Source organism: Erysipelotrichaceae bacterium 66202529 (assembly GCA_017161075.1).
GTDB lineage: Bacteria > Bacillota_I > Bacilli_A > Erysipelotrichales > Erysipelotrichaceae > Clostridium_AQ.
Map to the genome: position 1 here is coordinate 3187582 of CP046174.1, position 18918 is coordinate 3206499.

The window sequence follows — 18918 nt, forward strand, 5'->3', positions numbered from 1 at the left end:
GATCTCCTCCTTTAGAATTTTACGCTGACGCAGTCTCTGGTTATATCCTGAATCGTTTTACAACCAGCCATCGCCATAGCTTCTTTTAACTCCAGTCTGATCTTTTCAAAATAGGTTACAAGACCGTCACTTCCGTCTCCAATCACCGCCTGAGAAACCGGACGTCCGATCAGTACACCGTCTGCCCCGAGTGCAAGCGCCTTGAATACATCGTTTCCTGTACGGAATGCACCATCCACAAATACCTTCATACGGCCGTCTGCCACCTTGACGATATCCTCCAGTACCTCGATACCGGACAGACAATCATCCAGAACACGACCTCCGTGGTTACTGACGATAACTCCGGATGCTCCTGCTTCCAATGCCTTACGGGCACCCTTCACACTGAGAATCCCCTTTAGAATAAAAGGAACATCTCCGCATATTTTTGTGATTTCCTTCAGTTCCTCCACATTCTTGAAACCGACTGGTGTAATGCTTGTTCTTAAATTTGTTAAACCGCTGGCATCAATATCGCTGGCAATCGCCAGTGCATGGGCTTCCTTCGCCAGCTGTATCCGCCATGCCATATGCTCTTTGCTCCAAGGCTTGATGGTCGGTACGCCATATCCGTCATGCTCCTTAACGACAGACATCGGCCCCTGAAACATTTCATCATGCATCCCGTCTCCGGTAAATGCCAGCGTCCCTGCTCGTAAAGAACCATCCACAAGGGCTCTAGTATAGCTCATATCATCCAGCTCTGCGCCATAGTTTTGTAAAATACCGCTGATTGGTGCTGCATACACCGGCAACGATACCGTATGGCCAAAAAATTCGGAAGTCGTATCGATTTCCGTATTGTCACTGATGGTATCCATCGTTATAAATACCTTTTTCAGCATTTCAGCATTTCTAACAAATGCACTTCCACTCCCCTTGCCGCCAGGGCCGGGTGTTTCGCCGCGACATGCCAATCCATTGCACACCGGACAGCATCTGCATTTTGCGCACAGAGTTTTTGCGTTCGCATAAACCTCCTGCCACGTTTTCATAGTAACACATCACTTTCTTCAACTTCCATGAAAATTTTTCTAACTCACTTTACTATTATAGCGGTTATGAAAAAAATTATCAATCCTTTTAAAAGATTTTCATAGCTTTTTTCATTTTATATCATTCCACTGTCATAAAAAGGCGGGCAGCTTCATAAAATAAGAGAATGAAGCCTGTCCATTCTCTGTCCTTTATTTCAGATTTTCAATCTTCTGTTCCTTTACCCAGTCCCAGAATTCCAACGGATGCTCCTCATCAAAGCCTGTCATATCCGCTTCAACCTTGCCATCCTTAATATAATATACATGCGGGGTGGTTCCCGGCTTTTTCAGCCTCGTTTTCAACAGATCATGATCAGCATACAGCTTTTCTGTCGTAGAATCATCCATCTTCACATTATAAATCACCGTCGGATGATCCTCTATCGTATCATCCAGCATCTTATGCATCAGCTGACAGTAATAGCATTTATCTCTTGTAATCAAAAGCAGAAAGGTTTCCTTTTTATCCATCTTGGAAAAAGCATCCTCAATTCATATTTGCCGAAATATCTGGCTAACTTTCCCAATTTTACAGGCATTCCAGCCTGTTCATTAGTGAAATGATATGTATTTTCCCTTATTTTTGCCCTTATGAGATAATTGTAAGGGAAATAAGGGAATTTCTTTTTTTAGTCATTGCCTGCCACTTTATCAAGCAGCCTTGCTGATTCCCGCTTGGCTTTTCTTGTGGAGTGAGCATAGACATTCATTGTGGTACTGACATCTGAGTGCCCTAACAGTTCCTGCACATCCTTTGGTGCTGCTCCGTTTGCTAGAAGGTTACTTGTGTAGGTGTGGCGCAACTGGTGAAAGTGAAATCCTTCAAATCCATCCAGTTTCTGTGCAATCTTCCTGCAAACAATTCCTAATGTACTTGGCAGTTCCAGACTTCCGTCCAGTCTTAAGCAGACAAAGGATATTTCCTTATAATCTTCTGGAACATTCTCTGTTCCGTCCAGATGATAGAACTCATAGTAAACTCTGTTTTTGTCTTTTACTTCTCTGTAGTAGTTTTTGTGGTAAAGTTCTCCGTACTGCATTCGGTTTTTAAGTTGTTCCTTTCGGGCATTGCGAAGAATCTCTGCCAGTGTATCTCCAAAATCAACAATCCTTACCTTTTTTCGTTTGGTTGGTCCGATGATATTCTTGTGCCTTGAACCATCATATCGGATACTGCGTCTGATTGTAAGGCACTGTTCTTCAAGATTCACATCCTGCCATGCCAGACCACAGGCTTCACCGATACGAAGTCCTGCATAATAAGCTATCTGGATTGGAAGTATTGCCGGTGGATTGTAATCCTGTAGAAATTCAATCAGTCTTTCATAATCCTCTCGTGGAATTGGCTGTATATCGCCATCCATGTCATCATCAGAAAACAGGTCAACCTCATCCGTCTGGTATTTCAGCTTAATATACTGCATCGGATTGAAAGTGATATATTGCTTTGGTGATACTGCAAACCGGAATGACTGCTGTAATACTGCCGAGAAAGAACGAATGTAATCTTTGCTGTAACCTTTTCTTTCTGAACCATCTGGATAAGTGCCACCAAAGGAAAGCAGATCGAAGAAGGCTTGTAAATGCTCAGATGTTACATTTTTCAACTTTCTCTCTGAAATTGGATGCTTCTTGATGTTGGTAATTGCACCGAGGTAATTCTGGACTGTCCCATTACTGAGAGTACCGGTCTTTAATTCTTCCTCTGCCCATATATCAAGTAATTCTCCAACTGTAATATTTTCCGACTTTGCAATGAATTTTTTGCTTTCGTAATCGTCCATTGCCTGACGGAGCAGTTTTTCCGTTTCACTTTTGCTTTCTGTTCCAGCGTATTCTTTCTGAACTAGATTGCCGCTTGCATCTTCTACATAGAAGCGGTAGTACCATTTCTTTCCTTTTTTTCTTACAGATCCTTTTGCCATAATCGTGTGTCTCCTTTCGATATCAGACAATCGGAACTGATGAAATGCTTCTTGCGTGTAAGTATATCATAACTCCGGTTGTCGTTCTATACCGAATCGGAATCTTCATACAAAACTTCTGATAAAAGATTTTCAAGCCTTTGTTCTGCCATTTCCGGTTTCTTGGAATAGAGCCTTACAATATCTGCCATGTCATTAAAGGCATTAACGGTATGGGTGATCTCCCGGAGAAACATAATCTCGTTATATTCATCATTCGATTCAAACCCCATTACTTTTGCAATATCCGCTTCATTCGTATTGCCCTTGTAATTCTTGCAGGCAAACTGGAATGATTCCAGAAACAGGTTATATTGCTTTAACATTAACAGCAGTAAATCTTTGGAAAAAGCATCTTCCTTTTTACTAAGGTCGAGAGGTAACTGTTTGAGAATATCACCCATTGCATCACGAATCTGTAATTCTTTCTTATCCGTAATATCGGTTTCGTATTCATCGGTTTCCCCTTTGAGCCATTCAATAGATACATGAAGTGCTTCCGAAAGACCTTCCAGCACCATCTTTTTGGTATTGTCAATCGAACCATTCTCATAACGCAGGATTGTGGAAGCTGTAACTCCCATCTTCTCTGCAACATAAGGCTGTGTCAGATTTAATTCCAGACGACGCTGTTTTGCCCTGCTGCCTATCAGCTTGCGTAGTTCTTTATCTTTCATGCTGATTGCCTCCTTTTTCGGTATGTATGAATTATAGCATGTACCTCACATAATTGCAATACGCAATATAATAATTATTTTTAAAATTTCATAATGCTTGACAACACGATATAAAACCGTTATACTAACAGCACGATAAAAGTTGCATAATGCAATTTGCTAGGAGGTGACAAGATGACGGAAAGAAAGATTGCATTATCCATCGAGGAAGCAGCCGACTATACAGGAATTGGCAGAAACACTTTGAGAAAGCTGGTTGAATGGAAGAAACTTCCGGTATTAAAGGTCGGAAGAAAAGTTCTTATTAAAACTGACATTCTGGAAAAGTTCATGGAAGCCAACGAGGGGCGAGATCTGAGGGATAAAGGAAATGTAAAAGCTGTCACAAGAAATGTGGCAACTTAAAAAGGCGGCTTCCTACGAAACCGCCAAAGGTTCTATCAGACCGAAGCCATGATATACCTACACGCAAGAGGATTATACCATGTGCTTCTCCTGATATGCAACCGGGAACTGTTGTTTATCGGAAAAAGAAAGGATGAAGATGATATGGCGAAATCAACAAAGACTTATGAAGAAAGAATACGTGCATTAGAGAAAAAGGAACAGGAAAGCATCGAAGCTACCAAAAAGCTCATTGCACAGCGAAAGGAACTGGAAAAACGAAAGAAAGCGGAAGAAAGTAAAAAACGAACCCACAGGCTCTGTCAGATTGGCGGTGCGGTGGAATCGGTTCTTGGCTGTCCGATTGAAGAGGAAGATTTACCAAAGCTGATAGGCTTCTTAAAAAGGCAGGAAACAAACGGAAAGTTTTTCTCAAAGGCGATGCAAAAAGAACCATTTACAGACATGGAGGAAGTGTGATGGCGGAGGGAGTGGGTTTTCCATTCCCTTCATTGCTTTTGAATGAAGGGCGCACTTATGGACAACCAGAGGTCGTCCTTATAAGTTTGCCACAAGTGGCAACCGGTCTGCGCTTACGCTTGCCGGGCTCGTTCCGTCGGCGGGCATTTCATGCAGACCTGCTCATGCCGCAGGGGGCACTCTTACGCAGAGGGCGTTCCGACAGCTTCACTCCTGCCAAACCAGAAGAAGGTGCTGTCGGAAATTAATGCCGGATACGGCAGAAAGGGGGAATCGTATCATGGCGATATTTCACTTTACAGTAAAGATTGTCGGACGCAGTAAAGGAAAATCTGTCATATCCACATCGGCATATCTTAATGGAGATGTGATGAAGAATGAGGAAACAGGCAGGATCAGTTACTATACTTCCAAAAAGGAAGTTGTCTACACCAGTCTGATGATGTGCGAAAATGCACCTCCTGAATGGCTGCAGGTACCGGAAGAAAATATAAAAAGGTTTCAACAGTCTATTCGTTATAAAAGAGCGGACGATAAGGAAGCCGCACTGGAAAAGTTTAAAATCACATTTCAGAAACAGTGGCTATGGAATGAGGTCTTGAAGATAGAAAAAAATGCAGATGCACAGCTTGGACGCTCATTTGAATTTTCCTTACCGAAAGAATGGAGCAGACAGGAACAGATTGATTATACAACCGAATATATTCAAAAAACTTTCGTGGACAAGGGAATGTGTGCCGATTGGAGCATACACGATAAGAACGATGGGAACCCACATGTGCATTTACTTGTAACCATGCGACCATTCAATCCAGACCACTCATGGGGCAACAAAGAAGTCAAGGACTGGGATTTTGTCAGAGATACTGACGGAAATATCGTGGTTGATGAATCCCACCCTGACTGGTGGCAGGATAAGAAAAATCCTGACCGGCATGGAATCCGTATTCCGGTACTTGATGAAAACGGAGTACAGAAAGTCGGGGCAAGAAACAGAAAACAATGGAAACGAGTTCTGACCGATGCTACCGGCTGGAACAATCCAAAAAATTGTGAGTTATGGCGAAGCGAATGGGCAAAGATGTGTAACCGACATTTATCCATAGACAATCAGATTGACCACCGCTCTTATGAAAGACAGGGAAAATTAAAAGTCCCTACTATCCATGAGGGTGCAGATGCAAGGAAGATTGAGAAAAAATATCTCACCGGACAGATAAGGAAAGGTTCATGGAAGGTCGAGGAAAACCAGATGATTAAAAAACAAAATGCACTGCTGAAAAAGGTAATCGCAACCTTTGGTAAGGTATCCGGTGCATTGTCAATATGGAAGGAGTGGTTGAATGACATTAGAAGAAAGCAAAGAAGTAATTCCCATGATGGAAGCAATGATTACACAGATAGAGGAACAGCAGAATATCATGGCAGAGATGCTTCAGGAGATACAGGAAAAGGACGAGAAGCTGATGTGCTTTCAGGAGCAGGAAGAACGATTGCAGCAATTAGAGAAAGAATTGTCAGAGCTGCTACAAATCTTACCGGATACAGAAGAACTGTTGATGCTTCTGGAAGAAAAGACAGACCAGATACAGAAACTCACAGACGAAAATCAGCAATGGCAGGAATTGGCACAGAAATTAAACAGCGAGAACCGGCTATTGCAGAAACAGAACAGCGAATTACTGAACTTGAACAGCAATTAGAGAAAGGAAGGTTGATTGATGAACGAATTAAGAAACTCAAAGAGCGACGATCAACTGGAAGAGTTGCTTCTGCTGACAGAGCAGATGCAGGAAGAACTCGACCAGAAAGACCGGACTATCAGGAAACTGAAAGTGCAGCTCGACGAATCGCTGACCTTGAACGAGAGGTTAAACAGCGAGAACAGAGCAGGGAACATTCAAGCCTTAAAGAACGACTTGAGGAAAACAAAAGAATTATTGCAGAGCGAGAAAGAGAAAACGCTCACCGCAAAGGACATGATAGAGGAATGTCGCGATAAGCTAAGACAGGCAGAACAGGAACGGGATTATGCACTCTCCCATCAGAAAAAAGTAGAGATACCGGTTGAAAAGTCGGTGCTCTATCAAAAGTGCAGGAATTGTAACCAGACAGCTTATCTGAAAGCGAAGGAAAGGTATGATACGCAGAGAGAAAAAATGGCAGGCAGATATAAAGCAAAAACAGCTATGTATGAAGCATTGATGTTTCTGCTGATATGGTATTCCGCATCAACTACTCTTTTTCAGATGATACAGTCAAAGGTATTTATTTCTGATTGCAGAATATTCTTTGATGCAATCGGAACTTTCACACAGACTATTGCTGGCTGGATTGCACTGATAGGAAAGAATGTGGCACAGATTAGTAATGGAATATCCAATCCTGTCGTTGCCGGAATTATAAACTGGCTGATAAGAATATTGATTTGCGATGGATGTCTGGTGGGTGCGGGAATACTTGTAGCGTTTATAGGGATAAAGATTGCAGGGCTATATAAGAAATACTGTTGGGATATGATTACCATACTGGTAACACTTATAAGCCTGGAAATAGCAATCTACTTTGGAGATTGGATAAAGACAGTCTTGCCGATCAATATGCTATTTCTCTTATTATTGGTGCAACTGGTATATGTTGGAATTAGGTGGTATGTAAAAGGATGGCAAGAAGCCAGAGGATATTATTAAAAAATTATTAGAAAACTATTCATATTTACTTTAGTGCTAGGACAGATTATTCTAAAAATTCAGTGATGAGCATGCACATGAAATCTTACTTCGTTTAGGTACGAAAAAGGGCAATGGAAACTTTGTGTTCAGATGAGCTCTCACTATCTTGGTAACAACCGCAAGTTGCAGTGAAATATTGACGATGCATTTCGTATATATTCCACACATGGCTAAGCCCGACTAGAATGTGGGTGAAAAATTTTACAAGCGCCAGAGTTCCCTCTGGCGCTCATTTTACTTTCGCTGTGCGTTTTTTCTGTACTCTAATGGCAACAATCCCGTGCTTTTTCGGAATAATTCTGCAAATCGGCTTGAAGTGGAATAGCCTACTGTTTGGGCAACTTGTCCGACTGTCAGCTCTGTATATGCCAGCAGATATTCTGCTTGGCTCATGCGCCGCTGTTGAACATATTCCGTGATGGTGCAGTCGTAGTATTTCTTAAAACAGCTTTTGAGCTTTGTCGTTCCCATGCAGGCAATCTGTGTTAGCCGCTCCAGGGGAATATCAAAAGCATAGTGGTCGCTAAGATAAGCGGCAACTATTTGGAGATTTTCAATATCCTGTTGAGAGAGCTTATGGGCTGGTTTATCAGGATGTTTCTTCTGATATTCCACCACCATTGAAACAGCTTCTGCGACTTTACCCTCATAAAAAAGTTTTGCTGCAATCCCTTCCCCGCGATAGTCTTTGATTTCTGTGAGTAACCGTGACATTTCTGGAAAGTCGGATGTTTGGTCGATCTTCCGAAATGCATCCACAGGATTGATCTGTGCCTCCGGGTACAGTTTTTTCAGGTAGTCCTCATAATATGCCGGTGCAATCTCAATCCCAACCGAACGGATTGGAATATTTTTATGTATCAAAGCCTTGTATGGAGCGTAGCCTCCAATAAATGTTTTGATACAACCTGCAGACAGTCTACGGTATGGAGATAATTCCTCCCCGGAAATAGAGTCATACCGAGTGATACTCAGACATTCCGGCATGGAGCATTCCAACATGAAATCTTCGTGGAAGGAAAAGTTATGGATTTTAATATCATATAAGTCTTTCTGTCCATAAGTCCAGTAGGTGCCTTCTCCAACTTCGGGAGAAAGTTTCCAGCAGTCACCTAATGCTCCATATTGCTGGTTGTCTGGGTTACGGATAAAACCGTGTTCAATCAGTAGCGGTGTATAAAACTGGTCAATAATTTCAGACATGAAAACAGACCGCCTCCTTTTTGCAACGATTAGACGAACTTTTGAAAGGAACAGACGAACATTGCCGGAACCTATTGAATGTTGTTCGATAAATGCGTATTGTATTAGGCGAAGATTAGAGGTATCTAACCGAAGAATATCACAAACCACTTGTCGAGTCAAGACAATGAAAGGTAGGAGGTCAAAATGAGTAATCAAGTAAATTCTATGAACAAAGGTCTGACAGTGAAAGACCTTGTAACAACAGGTATTTTTACTGCACTGTTATTTGTTTTTGTATTGGTGGGCGGCGTTTTTTTTGCAACGAATCCTGTACTTACTTTTTTCATGCCGGCAGGAGGTGGGCTGCTTGCTGGCCCCATTTATCTTTTGCTGATTGCAAAAGTACATAAGCGTTGGAGCCTTTCTATAATGGGCGTTATCATGGGTATTATTTGGTTCGTGACCGGTATGCACTGGGCTTTTGCATTGGGCTACCTGATCATGGCGATTGTCGCGGACTTTGTTGCTGGTGCAGGGCAGTACAAAAGCAAAAAACTCAACAGTCTGTCTTACATCCTGTTCTCCCTCGGCGGTACTGGATCGTATATCGTTTTCTTTGCTGACCCCAATGGTTGGGCGCAGACCATGTTGGGGAATGGAACCGAACAGAGCTACATCGACACCATGCAGGCAACCGCTAATACCGGCATCCTGATTGCCATGTTTGCCGCTGCTATTATTACATCTGCAATCAGCGCTTTTGTAGGCTGCAAAATGCTGAAAAAGCAGTTTGAAAAAGCAGGTATTACAGCATGAGCGGTAAACGCCACAAGAAAGAGCTTTGGCTCGACCCACGGGCCAAGCTCTTTCTTATTCTTATGTGTGTTTTATCGTCCATGTTTGCGCCCTCACTTGCATATCAATTTATCCTTGTTATGCTGATTGCGATATTGGGGGCTTTCTTTGGAAAGTGGAAATATGTCATTAAGGCTGTATGCTTTTATGCGGTCATCTGTGCCCTGACAGTTTGGATCATGGCAGAAATGACAGGCACGCTGCGGACAATGTTTATTGCCTTTTTAGGCTTGTTTCATAAGGTCTATGCGTGCGGAACCTTGGCTGGGATTGTTCTGACTACTACAAAAGTCAATGAGTTCCTGTCTGCTATGAACCGTGTCCACGCACCCAAAAAGTTAGTAATTCCTATGGCAGTTATGCTACGGTACATTCCAACTATTCAAGAGGACTGGCGCTATATCAAGGACGCTATGCGGATGAGAGATGTTTCACCTTCTCTGGCGAGCTTTTTAGCACATCCGGGCATGACAGTTGAGTGTATTTATGTGCCTTTGTTGATGGCAGCTTCAAAAGCAGCGGATGATCTTTCTGTTGCTTCTGTCACCCGTGGAATTGAAAATCCCAATCCACGCACCTGCCTTGTCCAGATAAAATGCGGAGCTGCCGATTGGGGCGTCATGACCGTTGCCGTAGCTTATCTGATTTTTGAATTATGTGTGCGGGGAGGTGTGATCGGTTGATTGAGTTTGAAAATGTATCGTTTTCCTATACAGGACAGGAACATGGCGGGCTGCATGACATCAATTTGAAAATTTCGGACGGAGAATGTGTCCTGTTCTGTGGCCGCAGTGGGTGCGGAAAGACAACGATCACACGGCTGGTGAACGGCTTAATTCCTCAGTTTTATCAGGGGGAGCTTCATGGCCGTGTGCTGGTAGATGGTCAGGAAATCAGCAATATCCCCATGTACCAGATTGCCGCTAAGGTTGGCTCCGTTTTCCAAAATCCACGGACGCAGTTTTTCAATGTTGATACAGACAGTGAGATTGCCTTTGGAATTGAAAATGAAGCTCGCCCTCCCAAAAAATTGGCTGAGCGAGTAGAGCAGACAACTGAAGATTTGCATATTCAAAAGCTACGAAACAGAAATATTTTTGAGTTGTCCGGCGGAGAAAAGCAGAAAATCGCCTTTGCTTCTGTTTATGCCATGAACCCACAGATTTATCTATTGGATGAACCATCCTCTAATCTGGATATGACTTCGATCCAGGAACTAAAGGAACATTTGCGGCTGATAAAAAAACAGGGCAAAACAGTTTTGATAGCGGAACATCGTCTGTACTACCTGATGGAGTTGGCTGACCGAATTGTTTATCTGGAAAAAGGAGAAATCAAAGGAATATACACCCCGGAAGAATTTCGGCAGCTATCTGAACCTGATCGTGAACACATGGGTCTGCGAGCTGTTGATCTACAGGCGGTATTCCCGCCAAAAGCCCACTTGCCTGCGCCTCCCCCTGTATTGGAGCTGCGGAATGTGACGCTCCGCTACAAGAAGCAAACAATTTTGCATGACATTGAGCTATCCGCCGGAAAGGGCGAAGTGATTGGTGTGGTCGGCCACAACGGAGCTGGAAAGACTACATTTTCCCGCGCTCTCTGTGGGCTTCACAAAGACTGCGATGGACAATTTTTGTGGGAAAGCGAGCCGATTGAGCGTAAGGAAAGGCTGAAACGCTCTTACATGGTTATGCAGGATGTGAATTATGAACTTTTCGCTGACAGCGTGGAGGCAGAGTGCTCCTTTGGCATCCGCAATCCAAATCAAACGCTGGTAAATGTGACTTTGGAGGAACTGGGGCTTGCTCCATACCGGGAACGCCATCCAAACACACTTTCCGGCGGTCAAAAACAACGGGTGGCGGTAGCCGTCAGTATGATTTGTGGGAAAGATCTGCTGGTATTCGATGAACCGACCAGCGGCCTTGACTTTGACAGTATGACGCAGGTGGCAGGACTGATCCGCCGATTGTCCAATATGGGAAAAGTTATTTTCATTGTCACCCACGATTTTGAATTTGTCTGCCGTACCTGCTCACGTGTCCTGCATTTTGACGAGGGAGAAATGCCCGATGATGTACCAGTTACAATGGATGCCCTCCCGAAATTGAGAGAGCTGTTCTCTGTTTCAGATGGAAAGGAGAGGTAGTCTATGAAGCAGAAAAAAGAAAACAGAGTAGCACTGCTGCTCCATTGGGCCGGAGGCCAGAAAATCTGGCTGTTCCTGGCAATCCTGCTGTCCATGTGCAGTGGGCTTTGCATTATTGTTCCGTATATTGGGATTTACAGGCTGATGGATGCCACATTTAACAATGCCTGCACAAAAGAACTTGTGGTACAGACTGTGGCAATGATTGCCGCCGCTGTCACCCTGCGTTTTGCATTATTCGGCTGTTCCGGCGTGGCAGCCCATAAAGGCGCATACGGCGCACTGTTCAAAGTGCGCTGCATGGTTGCGGAACACATGGCCAGAGCGCCTTTGGGGGCCTTGAATGAACGGCGCACCGGGGATATAAAAACGGTTCTGAATGAAGATATTGAAAAGCTGGAGTTGTTCCTGGCCCATAACCTTCCTGACCTTGTGTGCTATCTGGTTGGGCCGGTAGTCATCTTTATTTACCTGATGACCGTCAATATTCCTCTGGCATTGATTTCCCTGGTTCCGCTAATCCTTGCTGTTGTTGTAATGGGGATGATGTTCCGCAACACGGATGACCTGATGGAACGGGCCAATCGCTCCATTACCACACTGAACTCGGTTATGATTGAGTACATCAGCGGTATGAAATTGATTAAAGCCTATAACATGGGGAGCAAATCGTTTCAAAAGTTTTCAGACGCTATCCAGGAAGAAAACGCCATGTGGAATGAAACTTCCCGGCGCATGGGGCCACCTTATGCGGCCTTTGTTGTTATCATCGAATGTGGGATGTTGCTGATGGTTCCAATCGGCGGAATGTTTTTCCTCAAAGGCTCACTGGCGGCCAGCGCATTTTTGCTGTTCGTCTATGTAGGTTCCATGTATCTGACGGAAATCCGCCCCCTGCAAGAACTGGGGACTAATTTTGCTAATGTACTGAACGCTGTTACCAAGACCAAAGAAATCCTGGATATTCCGATTTATGAGGGTGGAACGGACTTTCCCCAAAATCACGATATTGAACTTCGCAATGTCCGATTTTCCTATGACGGCAAGACCGATGTACTGCAAGGCGTCAACCTCAAAATCAATGACGGGGAACGCATGGCTCTTGTGGGACAGTCTGGTGCCGGTAAAAGCACTGTGATTGAACTGATCTCCCGCTTCTATGATGTGCAGGAGGGCGAAGTGCTGATTGGTGGAAAAAATGTCAAAGAGCTTGACTACGATACCATTCTGAAAAATGTAGCCATCGTATTTCAAAAGACATTCCTGACCCGTGACAGCGTTTTAGAAAATATCCGAATGGGCAGCAACGCCACTCTGGAAGAAGTGCGGGCTGCTGCAAAAGAGGCGCAGATTGACGATTTTATCATGTCCTTGCCAGATGGATATGACACGAAAGTGGGTAGCTTTGGCTCTCGCTTCTCCGGCGGTGAAAAACAGCGGATCGCGATTGCCCGCGCAATTCTGAAAAATGCACCTATCTTAATTTTGGACGAGGCCACAAGTGCCTCTGACCCGGAAAATCAGATGGAGATTGATAAAGCTATTCAAAATCTATGCAAAGGCAAAACAGTCATTGTAGTAGCACACCGTTTGAGTGCTTTGAAAATGTGCAACCGGGTGGCTGTGGTGGAAAATCATACAATTACCAGCGTTGGCACCCATGAGGAAGTTCGGAAGAACAACGCCTACTATCGAAATGCGTGGAAAGACTACGAGACAGCCCGGAATATCACTTATCAGTTGGAGGGAGGCGAGCAGCATGAATGAGCATGATGTATTGAAAAAAAAACGCAATTTCTATATTGGTGTCGGCGGAACCGTTCTGGAAGGACTTCTCTCCGGCAGCCTGTTTATGCTGCTTTACTCTGTTATGCAGTTTTTGTGGTCGGGTCAATTTGACATGAACCGCGTTCTGGCTCTGACCGGTATTATTGCAGTGGTTTTTCTTCTCCGTATCCTGATTTACAGCTACGGTTATACCAAAGCGCAGATTGGCGGTGCGGAGGTCAGTAAGAATATTCGGCTTTTTATGGGTGACCATTTGAAGCGCATCCCACTGTCCCGCTTTACGCAGGGGCAGACCGGCGATTATATCAACACCATCACAAGCGATGTAAACAACTACGAAAAAATCCTGACCCATAAAGTCGGAGATTTGGCAAAGAATTTTGCCCTGTCATTGATGTTGATTGTCTTTGTTGTGACGCTTTATGTTCCAGCTGGAATTATCCTGCTGATAGCAGACCTTCTTTTAATCCCCGGCCTGTGGCTTTCTTTCCGCATGGTACGGAAATATGGAAAAGAAAAGAACGATATTTGTGCGGAGAACGTCAGCAGCATTGTTGAATATGTTTCTGGTATTCAGACTTTCCGAGCTTATGGTGTAGGCGGTATGAAGAACAAAACCGTTATCAACGCCATGCGGGAGTTTTGCCGGATCAGCTTTATATACGAAGCAAAGGTGCTTCCCATTGGTGCGGGCTTTGGCATTTTAAGTTGGCTGTCCTGTCCGCTGGTTATCTGGTTGTCCTATGCACCTTGGATCGCAGGGACACTGAACACAGTAGACTACCTTTTGATTTGTATGTTACCCCTGTTTTGTGCAAAGTTGGCTAACTCGATTTTTGTAGACCTCACCAGTTATAAGAACCTGATGATCTCGAAAAACAAAATCTTGGGTGTAATGAATGAGCCGGAGGAAACTGGAAGCATGGAACCGCTTCACACAGCTACCCATGAAATCACATTTGACAATGTAGATTTTGCATATGTTCCCGGTGAACCGGTACTAAAACACGCCACCTTTACGGTACCAGATCAAAAGCTCACGGCCATTGTCGGAGACTCTGGCTCCGGCAAATCTACCATTTTGAACCTGATTGCAAAATATTATGAAGCAACGAGCGGGACGATTTCGATTGGCGGTAAACCCATTAACCATATTGCCGCAGAGCGTGTACTGGAACAAGTTTCTATGGTAGACCAGGACGTATTTCTTTTTGATGATACCATCCGGGATAATATCCGCCACGCTCGCCCTAATGCTACGGACACGGAAATCGAGGCTGCCTGCCGGGAGGCTAACTGTGACAGCTTCATCCGTAAGATGGAAAAGGGATACGATACGCCGACTGGCGAGAATGGAAATCTTCTCTCTGGCGGTGAGCGTCAGCGAATTTCAATAGCCCGCGCTATCCTGAAAAATAGCCCCATCCTACTTTTGGATGAAGCAACAGCATCTCTTGATATTGAAAATGAGCTTGCCGTAAAGCAGGCCATCGCCAATCTGCTAAAAGAAAAAAAGACAGTGGTAATGATTGCTCATACCCTTTCCATTGTCAAAAATGCAGATCAAATCCTTGTAATGGGTGATGGCAGAATTGCTGAATCAGGAACCCACGAAGAATTGCTTGCGAAGGGCGGAAAATATGCAGCTATGTGGAACGCAGAGCAAAAAATATCGGCTTGATAGAAGCTAAAGAAGAATAATTGCATAGCGCATGAACCTGCCCCGACTACGGGGAAAGAAAAAAACGCTGGCTGGGGCAGGTGAATTTGCGCGCCTATTTTAAGTTATTATCCTAACGGCGGTTTTGAGAAATCAGAGCCGCCGTTTCTTGCGTATACCTAAAAGGAATCTTCCGCATCTATCCACATTTGCATCGTTCCATCAAGATACAATCTTGCATACTCAAGTGGTTCATCAATGGCAAGTGCGTTTAATGCACAGTCAGATCCGGGAGTAGTTGTTAAATTCTTCTCCGCTTCCCAGCAGTCAATGCGGAGCATATAGCCAGCAGAAGTATAAACATCAATGCTGTTGCGTTGTGGATTGTATTCTGCAAATATCGTTCTCATCGTATCAAATCTCCTTATCGTTCAATCAATCATTTGTTGCAAAAATCAGAAGCATTTCAATCAGTTCACCATGTCACTTTTATTTTGTGTTATACTGTTTTATAAGATTTTCTTTCCCTTGTTTTTTCCCTTATCAGAGTTCGTAAAAACTCATGGGACAATATAATACAAGGGAAACAATAAGGGAAAGCTCACCTGCGACAAACTTAGTGTTTTCAAGGGCTTGAGAGATATTTGATAATAAAATATAACAGTTATTAAATCCCTTTGAATATATGAAATCTCAATTCCAGTTTGCTGAACCTTTCCCTTTTCCTGTTCCTTGCTGCTGCAGCCGGTAAGCAAAAACATACAGCACAGAACAGATATCATAAATTTTTTCATGATGTCACCTCATTCTATGTCAGAATAGTTCCTATTATACCCATTTCATAACAATTATTCAATAAGAATACGCTATGTCTTATTCTATCTCTTATACACTAGACAAAACAGAATCGCTTCTCTCCAACTAACTTCCATTACAATCCGGCAAGAAAAACCAGAAGGCTTATCCAGAGACTGTCCTGCAGAATACCGTTTTTTTATCTCATAATCATCCCTTCGCACTTAACCATCCAAGCTCTTTTTGCCGAAAACTTTTGCTTCGATATAAAGCTTTGTCTTACATATAAATAAAGCTTTTGCTTGAACATAAGGAATCCACTGGAAACAGCCCTGATTAACCGCATACCTGCGTTCAGTAACTCATCTGTGCTTTTCATATATGTAAATTATATTTTATTTGCATAAAACGGCCTGCTCTGCTGTTGCGTCCTACAAGCAGAAAAAGGAAGCCCGCCATGTATTCAAAACAAAATAAGGCGGAATTCCTTTATACTCTGTAATTAGCGTATCTTCAATGCCCGCATGGAGTTCAAAATAGCAATCAGTGTCACTCCGACATCCGCAAAGACACCCATCCACATATTTGCCATACCCAATGCTGTCAGAATCAGAATTACGATTTTAATCCCCAAAGAGAAAACGATATTCTGCCATAAAATCTGCATGGTTTTCCTTGCAATCCGGATTGCTGTGCTGAGGGAAGAGGGATCATCCTTCATCAAAACGACATCCGCTGCTTCAATCGCAGCATCGCTTCCAATCCCACCCATTGCAACACCAATATCCGCTCTGGCTAACACCGGTGCATCATTGATACCGTCACCGACAAATGCCAGCTTGCCATGCTCCGACTCCTGCTTCAGCAGCTCTTCCACCTTTTCCACCTTATCGGCAGGAAGCAGCTGCATATGCACTTCATCCAGCCCCAGCACTGCGGCTACATGCTCACCTACCTGCTGTCTGTCTCCACTCAGCATGACACAGCGTTTGACACCGCTGCTTTTCAAAGAGGAAATAGCCGCCTTGCTTGTTTCCTTGATTTCATCATCAATAACGATATATCCCTCATACACACCATCTGCTGCTATATGCACGATGGTTCCCAGGGCATCACTTTCGGTATAGGCAATTTTATTTGCCTGCATCAGCTTGTAATTTCCAACCAACAGCTCCGTTTGATCCAGCTGTACGTGTATTCCGTTACCAGCTACCTCCTCATACTGACGCAGTCTTTGCACATCTATCGTCTTTGCATAGGCTTTACGGATGGAAAGCGCGATTGGATGAGAGGAATAGTTTTCCGCATAAGCAGCCATTTCCAGTAATTCCTCTTCACTGCGAGAAACAGCATGCACCTTTGTTACGGTAAAGATTCCCTTTGTTAATGTTCCGGTTTTATCAAATACAACCGTGTCAATATCCTTTAATGCTTCCAGATAATTTCCACCCTTAATCAGAATACCGGATTTGCTTGCAGCTCCAATTCCTGCAAACATCCCCAGCGGAACACTGATAACCAGGGCACACGGACAGGAGACAACTAGGAACGTCAAGGCGCGATACAGCCATTCAGTAAAGACAGCATCCTGAATAAAGAGCATCGGCAATACGGCAAGTGCTATTGCAAGAAAGACAACCGTTGGCGTGTACACCTTCGCAAAGCGTGTGATGAATTTTTCCATCGGTGCCTTTTTACTGCTCGCATTCTCGACAAGCTCCAGAATACGGGAAACGGTGGATTCTCCATATGGCTTACTGACCTCTACCTTTAATACTCCGCTCAAATTCACCACGCCCGCAAGAACCTCATCCTGCACTCCTGCATCTCTTGGCAGAGACTCCCCGGTTAATGCAGAGGTATCCAAAGCACTGCTTCCCTCAATGACAATGCCATCCAGCGGTACGCGTTCTCCCGGTTTGATTAGAATTATATCATGAACAGCCACTTCCTCCGGCGTTACCCGCACCTCTTTGCCATCCTTCCACAGATTGGCATAGTCTGCACGAATATTCATTAGAGAGGAAATGGATTTTCGTGAACGATTGACGGCATAGGATTGAAACATCTCTCCGATTTCATAAAATATCATAACTGCCACAGCTTCCTTATAGGAGCCGATTGCCAGTGCACCGATTGTCGCAACACTCATCAGAAAATTTTCATCAAAAACCTCGCCCTTCACAATATTGCGCAATGCTATATAGACAACCTTTCCTCCTGCCATCAGATAAGCTGCCAGAAACAGCCAGACAGACCAGCTCTGCGCCTCAAACACGATTGCTGCCGCAAACAAAAGGATTCCCAAATACAAACGGGCATTTTCCTGAAAGGAAAACATATGGGACGGCTTTTCTTCTCCCTGCTCCTTTTCCATTTCGACAACAACGCCATCCTCCAGTGTGGGTATAACGTTTATAATCTCTGTAATCGTCTCCTTTCTGCGTGCTGAATCCTGCAGCTCCACAAAGAGAACCCCACCGGAGAAGTTCATACTTGCGTCCTTCACATTCTCCATTTTTTGCACATAGGCTTCTATTTTATTTGCGCAGTTTGCACAATCAAGATTTTTTACATACAGCTTGACTGCCCCCTGTATTTCGCGATCCTCATGCGCCTCCTGATGATGATGCCCGCATCCGCAATCCTCATGGTGATGCTCTGCACCGTGTGAATGCGCACAGCTGCATCCATCCTGATTGTGAGAATGCTCATGGCCTTCCTGTGCATGGTCATGCCCGCAGGTATCATGGTCACCGTGTGAATGTGCACAACTGCATCCATCCTGATTATGAGAATGCTCATGACCTTCCTGCGCATGGTCATGCTCGCAGGTATCATGGTCACCGTGTGAATGCGTATGTTCCTCCTGCTTATGTTCATGGTCATGTACAGCTTCAACAGGTGCTGTATTCCTGTTTTTCCCCTGATTTTTGTGACGCAGTGTCACATCCGGTTCAATGGCAGCTACCGTATTCCTTACGATATCCTCAATCCCTGCATGCTCCATATCCACAAACATTTTTTTACTTACAAAATCCACAGAGCACTCTCTGACTCCGCTTATTTTACTTACATGCTTTTCTATTTTCATTGCACAATTCGCGCAATCAAGCTCATCCAGTATATAAATCCGTTCCATACACTACCTCCTTCTACTATTTTTC

At 44.0% G+C, this 18918-nt stretch carries 16 protein-coding genes and 1 pseudogene; 10 read left to right on the forward strand and 7 right to left on the reverse strand.

From position 1 onward, the window contains the following. Positions 1 to 11: 11 nt before the first annotated feature. The 4 genes and pseudogenes from GKZ87_15085 to GKZ87_15100 form a co-directional block, all read right to left on the reverse strand. Positions 12 to 1037 carry an alpha-hydroxy-acid oxidizing protein gene (locus GKZ87_15085; protein ID QSI26711.1) on the reverse strand — a complete coding sequence of 342 codons (1026 nt, stop codon included), beginning with the start codon at positions 1035 to 1037 and terminating at the stop codon, positions 12 to 14. Positions 1038 to 1229: 192 nt separating this feature from the next. Next, positions 1230 to 1583 (reverse strand): annotated as a pseudogene (locus GKZ87_15090) (bacteriocin). Between the two features lie 125 nt (positions 1584 to 1708). Then, positions 1709 to 3004, reverse strand: a complete 1296-nt coding sequence (locus GKZ87_15095) for a tyrosine-type recombinase/integrase (GenBank protein QSI26712.1) — start codon at positions 3002 to 3004, stop codon at positions 1709 to 1711. Between the two features lie 86 nt (positions 3005 to 3090). Further along, positions 3091 to 3720 carry a helix-turn-helix domain-containing protein gene (locus GKZ87_15100; GenBank protein QSI26713.1) on the reverse strand — a complete coding sequence of 210 codons (630 nt, stop codon included), beginning with the start codon at positions 3718 to 3720 and terminating at the stop codon, positions 3091 to 3093. 174 nt (positions 3721 to 3894) lie between these two features. Between GKZ87_15100 and GKZ87_15105 the strand changes: the two genes are divergently transcribed. The 5 genes from GKZ87_15105 (at position 3895) to GKZ87_15125 (ending at position 7274) form a co-directional block, all read left to right on the forward strand. Continuing rightward, positions 3895 to 4125, forward strand: a complete 231-nt coding sequence (locus GKZ87_15105) for an excisionase family DNA-binding protein (GenBank protein ID QSI26714.1) — start codon at positions 3895 to 3897, stop codon at positions 4123 to 4125. A gap of 144 nt (positions 4126 to 4269) precedes the next feature. After that, positions 4270 to 4584: a relaxasome subunit MobC gene (locus tag GKZ87_15110; GenBank protein QSI26715.1), complete on the forward strand. Its 315-nt coding sequence runs from the start codon at positions 4270 to 4272 to the stop codon at positions 4582 to 4584. After that, positions 4584 to 4832 carry a hypothetical protein gene (locus GKZ87_15115; GenBank protein ID QSI26716.1) on the forward strand — a complete coding sequence of 83 codons (249 nt, stop codon included), beginning with the start codon at positions 4584 to 4586 and terminating at the stop codon, positions 4830 to 4832. Before GKZ87_15110 ends, GKZ87_15115 begins: the two co-directional genes overlap by 1 nt. A 32-nt stretch (positions 4833 to 4864) precedes the next feature. After that, on the forward strand, positions 4865 to 6586 hold the full coding sequence (locus tag GKZ87_15120) for a conjugal transfer protein (GenBank protein QSI26717.1): 1722 nt from the start codon (positions 4865 to 4867) through the stop codon (positions 6584 to 6586). After that, on the forward strand, positions 6564 to 7274 hold the full coding sequence (locus GKZ87_15125) for a hypothetical protein (GenBank protein ID QSI26718.1): 711 nt from the start codon (positions 6564 to 6566) through the stop codon (positions 7272 to 7274). The genes GKZ87_15120 and GKZ87_15125 overlap by 23 nt, the downstream gene beginning before the upstream one ends. A gap of 276 nt (positions 7275 to 7550) precedes the next feature. Here GKZ87_15125 and GKZ87_15130 read toward each other — a convergent pair whose 3' ends face one another. After that, positions 7551 to 8519 carry a helix-turn-helix domain-containing protein gene (locus GKZ87_15130; GenBank protein QSI26719.1) on the reverse strand — a complete coding sequence of 323 codons (969 nt, stop codon included), beginning with the start codon at positions 8517 to 8519 and terminating at the stop codon, positions 7551 to 7553. 186 nt (positions 8520 to 8705) lie between these two features. Between GKZ87_15130 and GKZ87_15135 the strand changes: the two genes are divergently transcribed. Genes GKZ87_15135 through GKZ87_15155 form a run of 5 tightly spaced genes read left to right on the forward strand, consistent with a single transcriptional unit; the run spans position 8706 to position 14977 of the window. Beyond that, complete coding sequence (locus tag GKZ87_15135) at positions 8706 to 9317, forward strand: MptD family putative ECF transporter S component (GenBank protein QSI26720.1); 612 nt, start codon at positions 8706 to 8708, stop codon at positions 9315 to 9317. Next, positions 9314 to 10039, forward strand: a complete 726-nt coding sequence (locus GKZ87_15140) for an energy-coupling factor transporter transmembrane protein EcfT (protein ID QSI26721.1) — start codon at positions 9314 to 9316, stop codon at positions 10037 to 10039. Before GKZ87_15135 ends, GKZ87_15140 begins: the two co-directional genes overlap by 4 nt. Beyond that, positions 10036 to 11508 (forward strand): ATP-binding cassette domain-containing protein, encoded by a 1473-nt coding sequence (locus GKZ87_15145; protein QSI26722.1) that lies wholly within the window; start codon positions 10036 to 10038, stop codon positions 11506 to 11508. The genes GKZ87_15140 and GKZ87_15145 overlap by 4 nt, the downstream gene beginning before the upstream one ends. 3 nt (positions 11509 to 11511) lie before the next feature. Next, positions 11512 to 13275 carry an ATP-binding cassette domain-containing protein gene (locus GKZ87_15150; GenBank protein QSI26723.1) on the forward strand — a complete coding sequence of 588 codons (1764 nt, stop codon included), beginning with the start codon at positions 11512 to 11514 and terminating at the stop codon, positions 13273 to 13275. Then, the gene (locus tag GKZ87_15155; GenBank protein ID QSI26724.1) at positions 13268 to 14977 is read left to right on the forward strand and encodes an ATP-binding cassette domain-containing protein; all 1710 of its coding nucleotides are present in this window, start codon (positions 13268 to 13270) and stop codon (positions 14975 to 14977) included. Before GKZ87_15150 ends, GKZ87_15155 begins: the two co-directional genes overlap by 8 nt. A 158-nt stretch (positions 14978 to 15135) precedes the next feature. Here GKZ87_15155 and GKZ87_15160 read toward each other — a convergent pair whose 3' ends face one another. Both GKZ87_15160 and cadA read right to left on the reverse strand, forming a co-directional pair. Beyond that, positions 15136 to 15366: a toxin-antitoxin system protein gene (locus tag GKZ87_15160; protein QSI26725.1), complete on the reverse strand. Its 231-nt coding sequence runs from the start codon at positions 15364 to 15366 to the stop codon at positions 15136 to 15138. Between the two features lie 887 nt (positions 15367 to 16253). Then, positions 16254 to 18893, reverse strand: coding sequence for a cadmium-translocating P-type ATPase (cadA, locus tag GKZ87_15165; GenBank protein ID QSI26726.1), 2640 nt, complete (start codon positions 18891 to 18893; stop codon positions 16254 to 16256). Positions 18894 to 18918 lie beyond the last annotated feature (25 nt).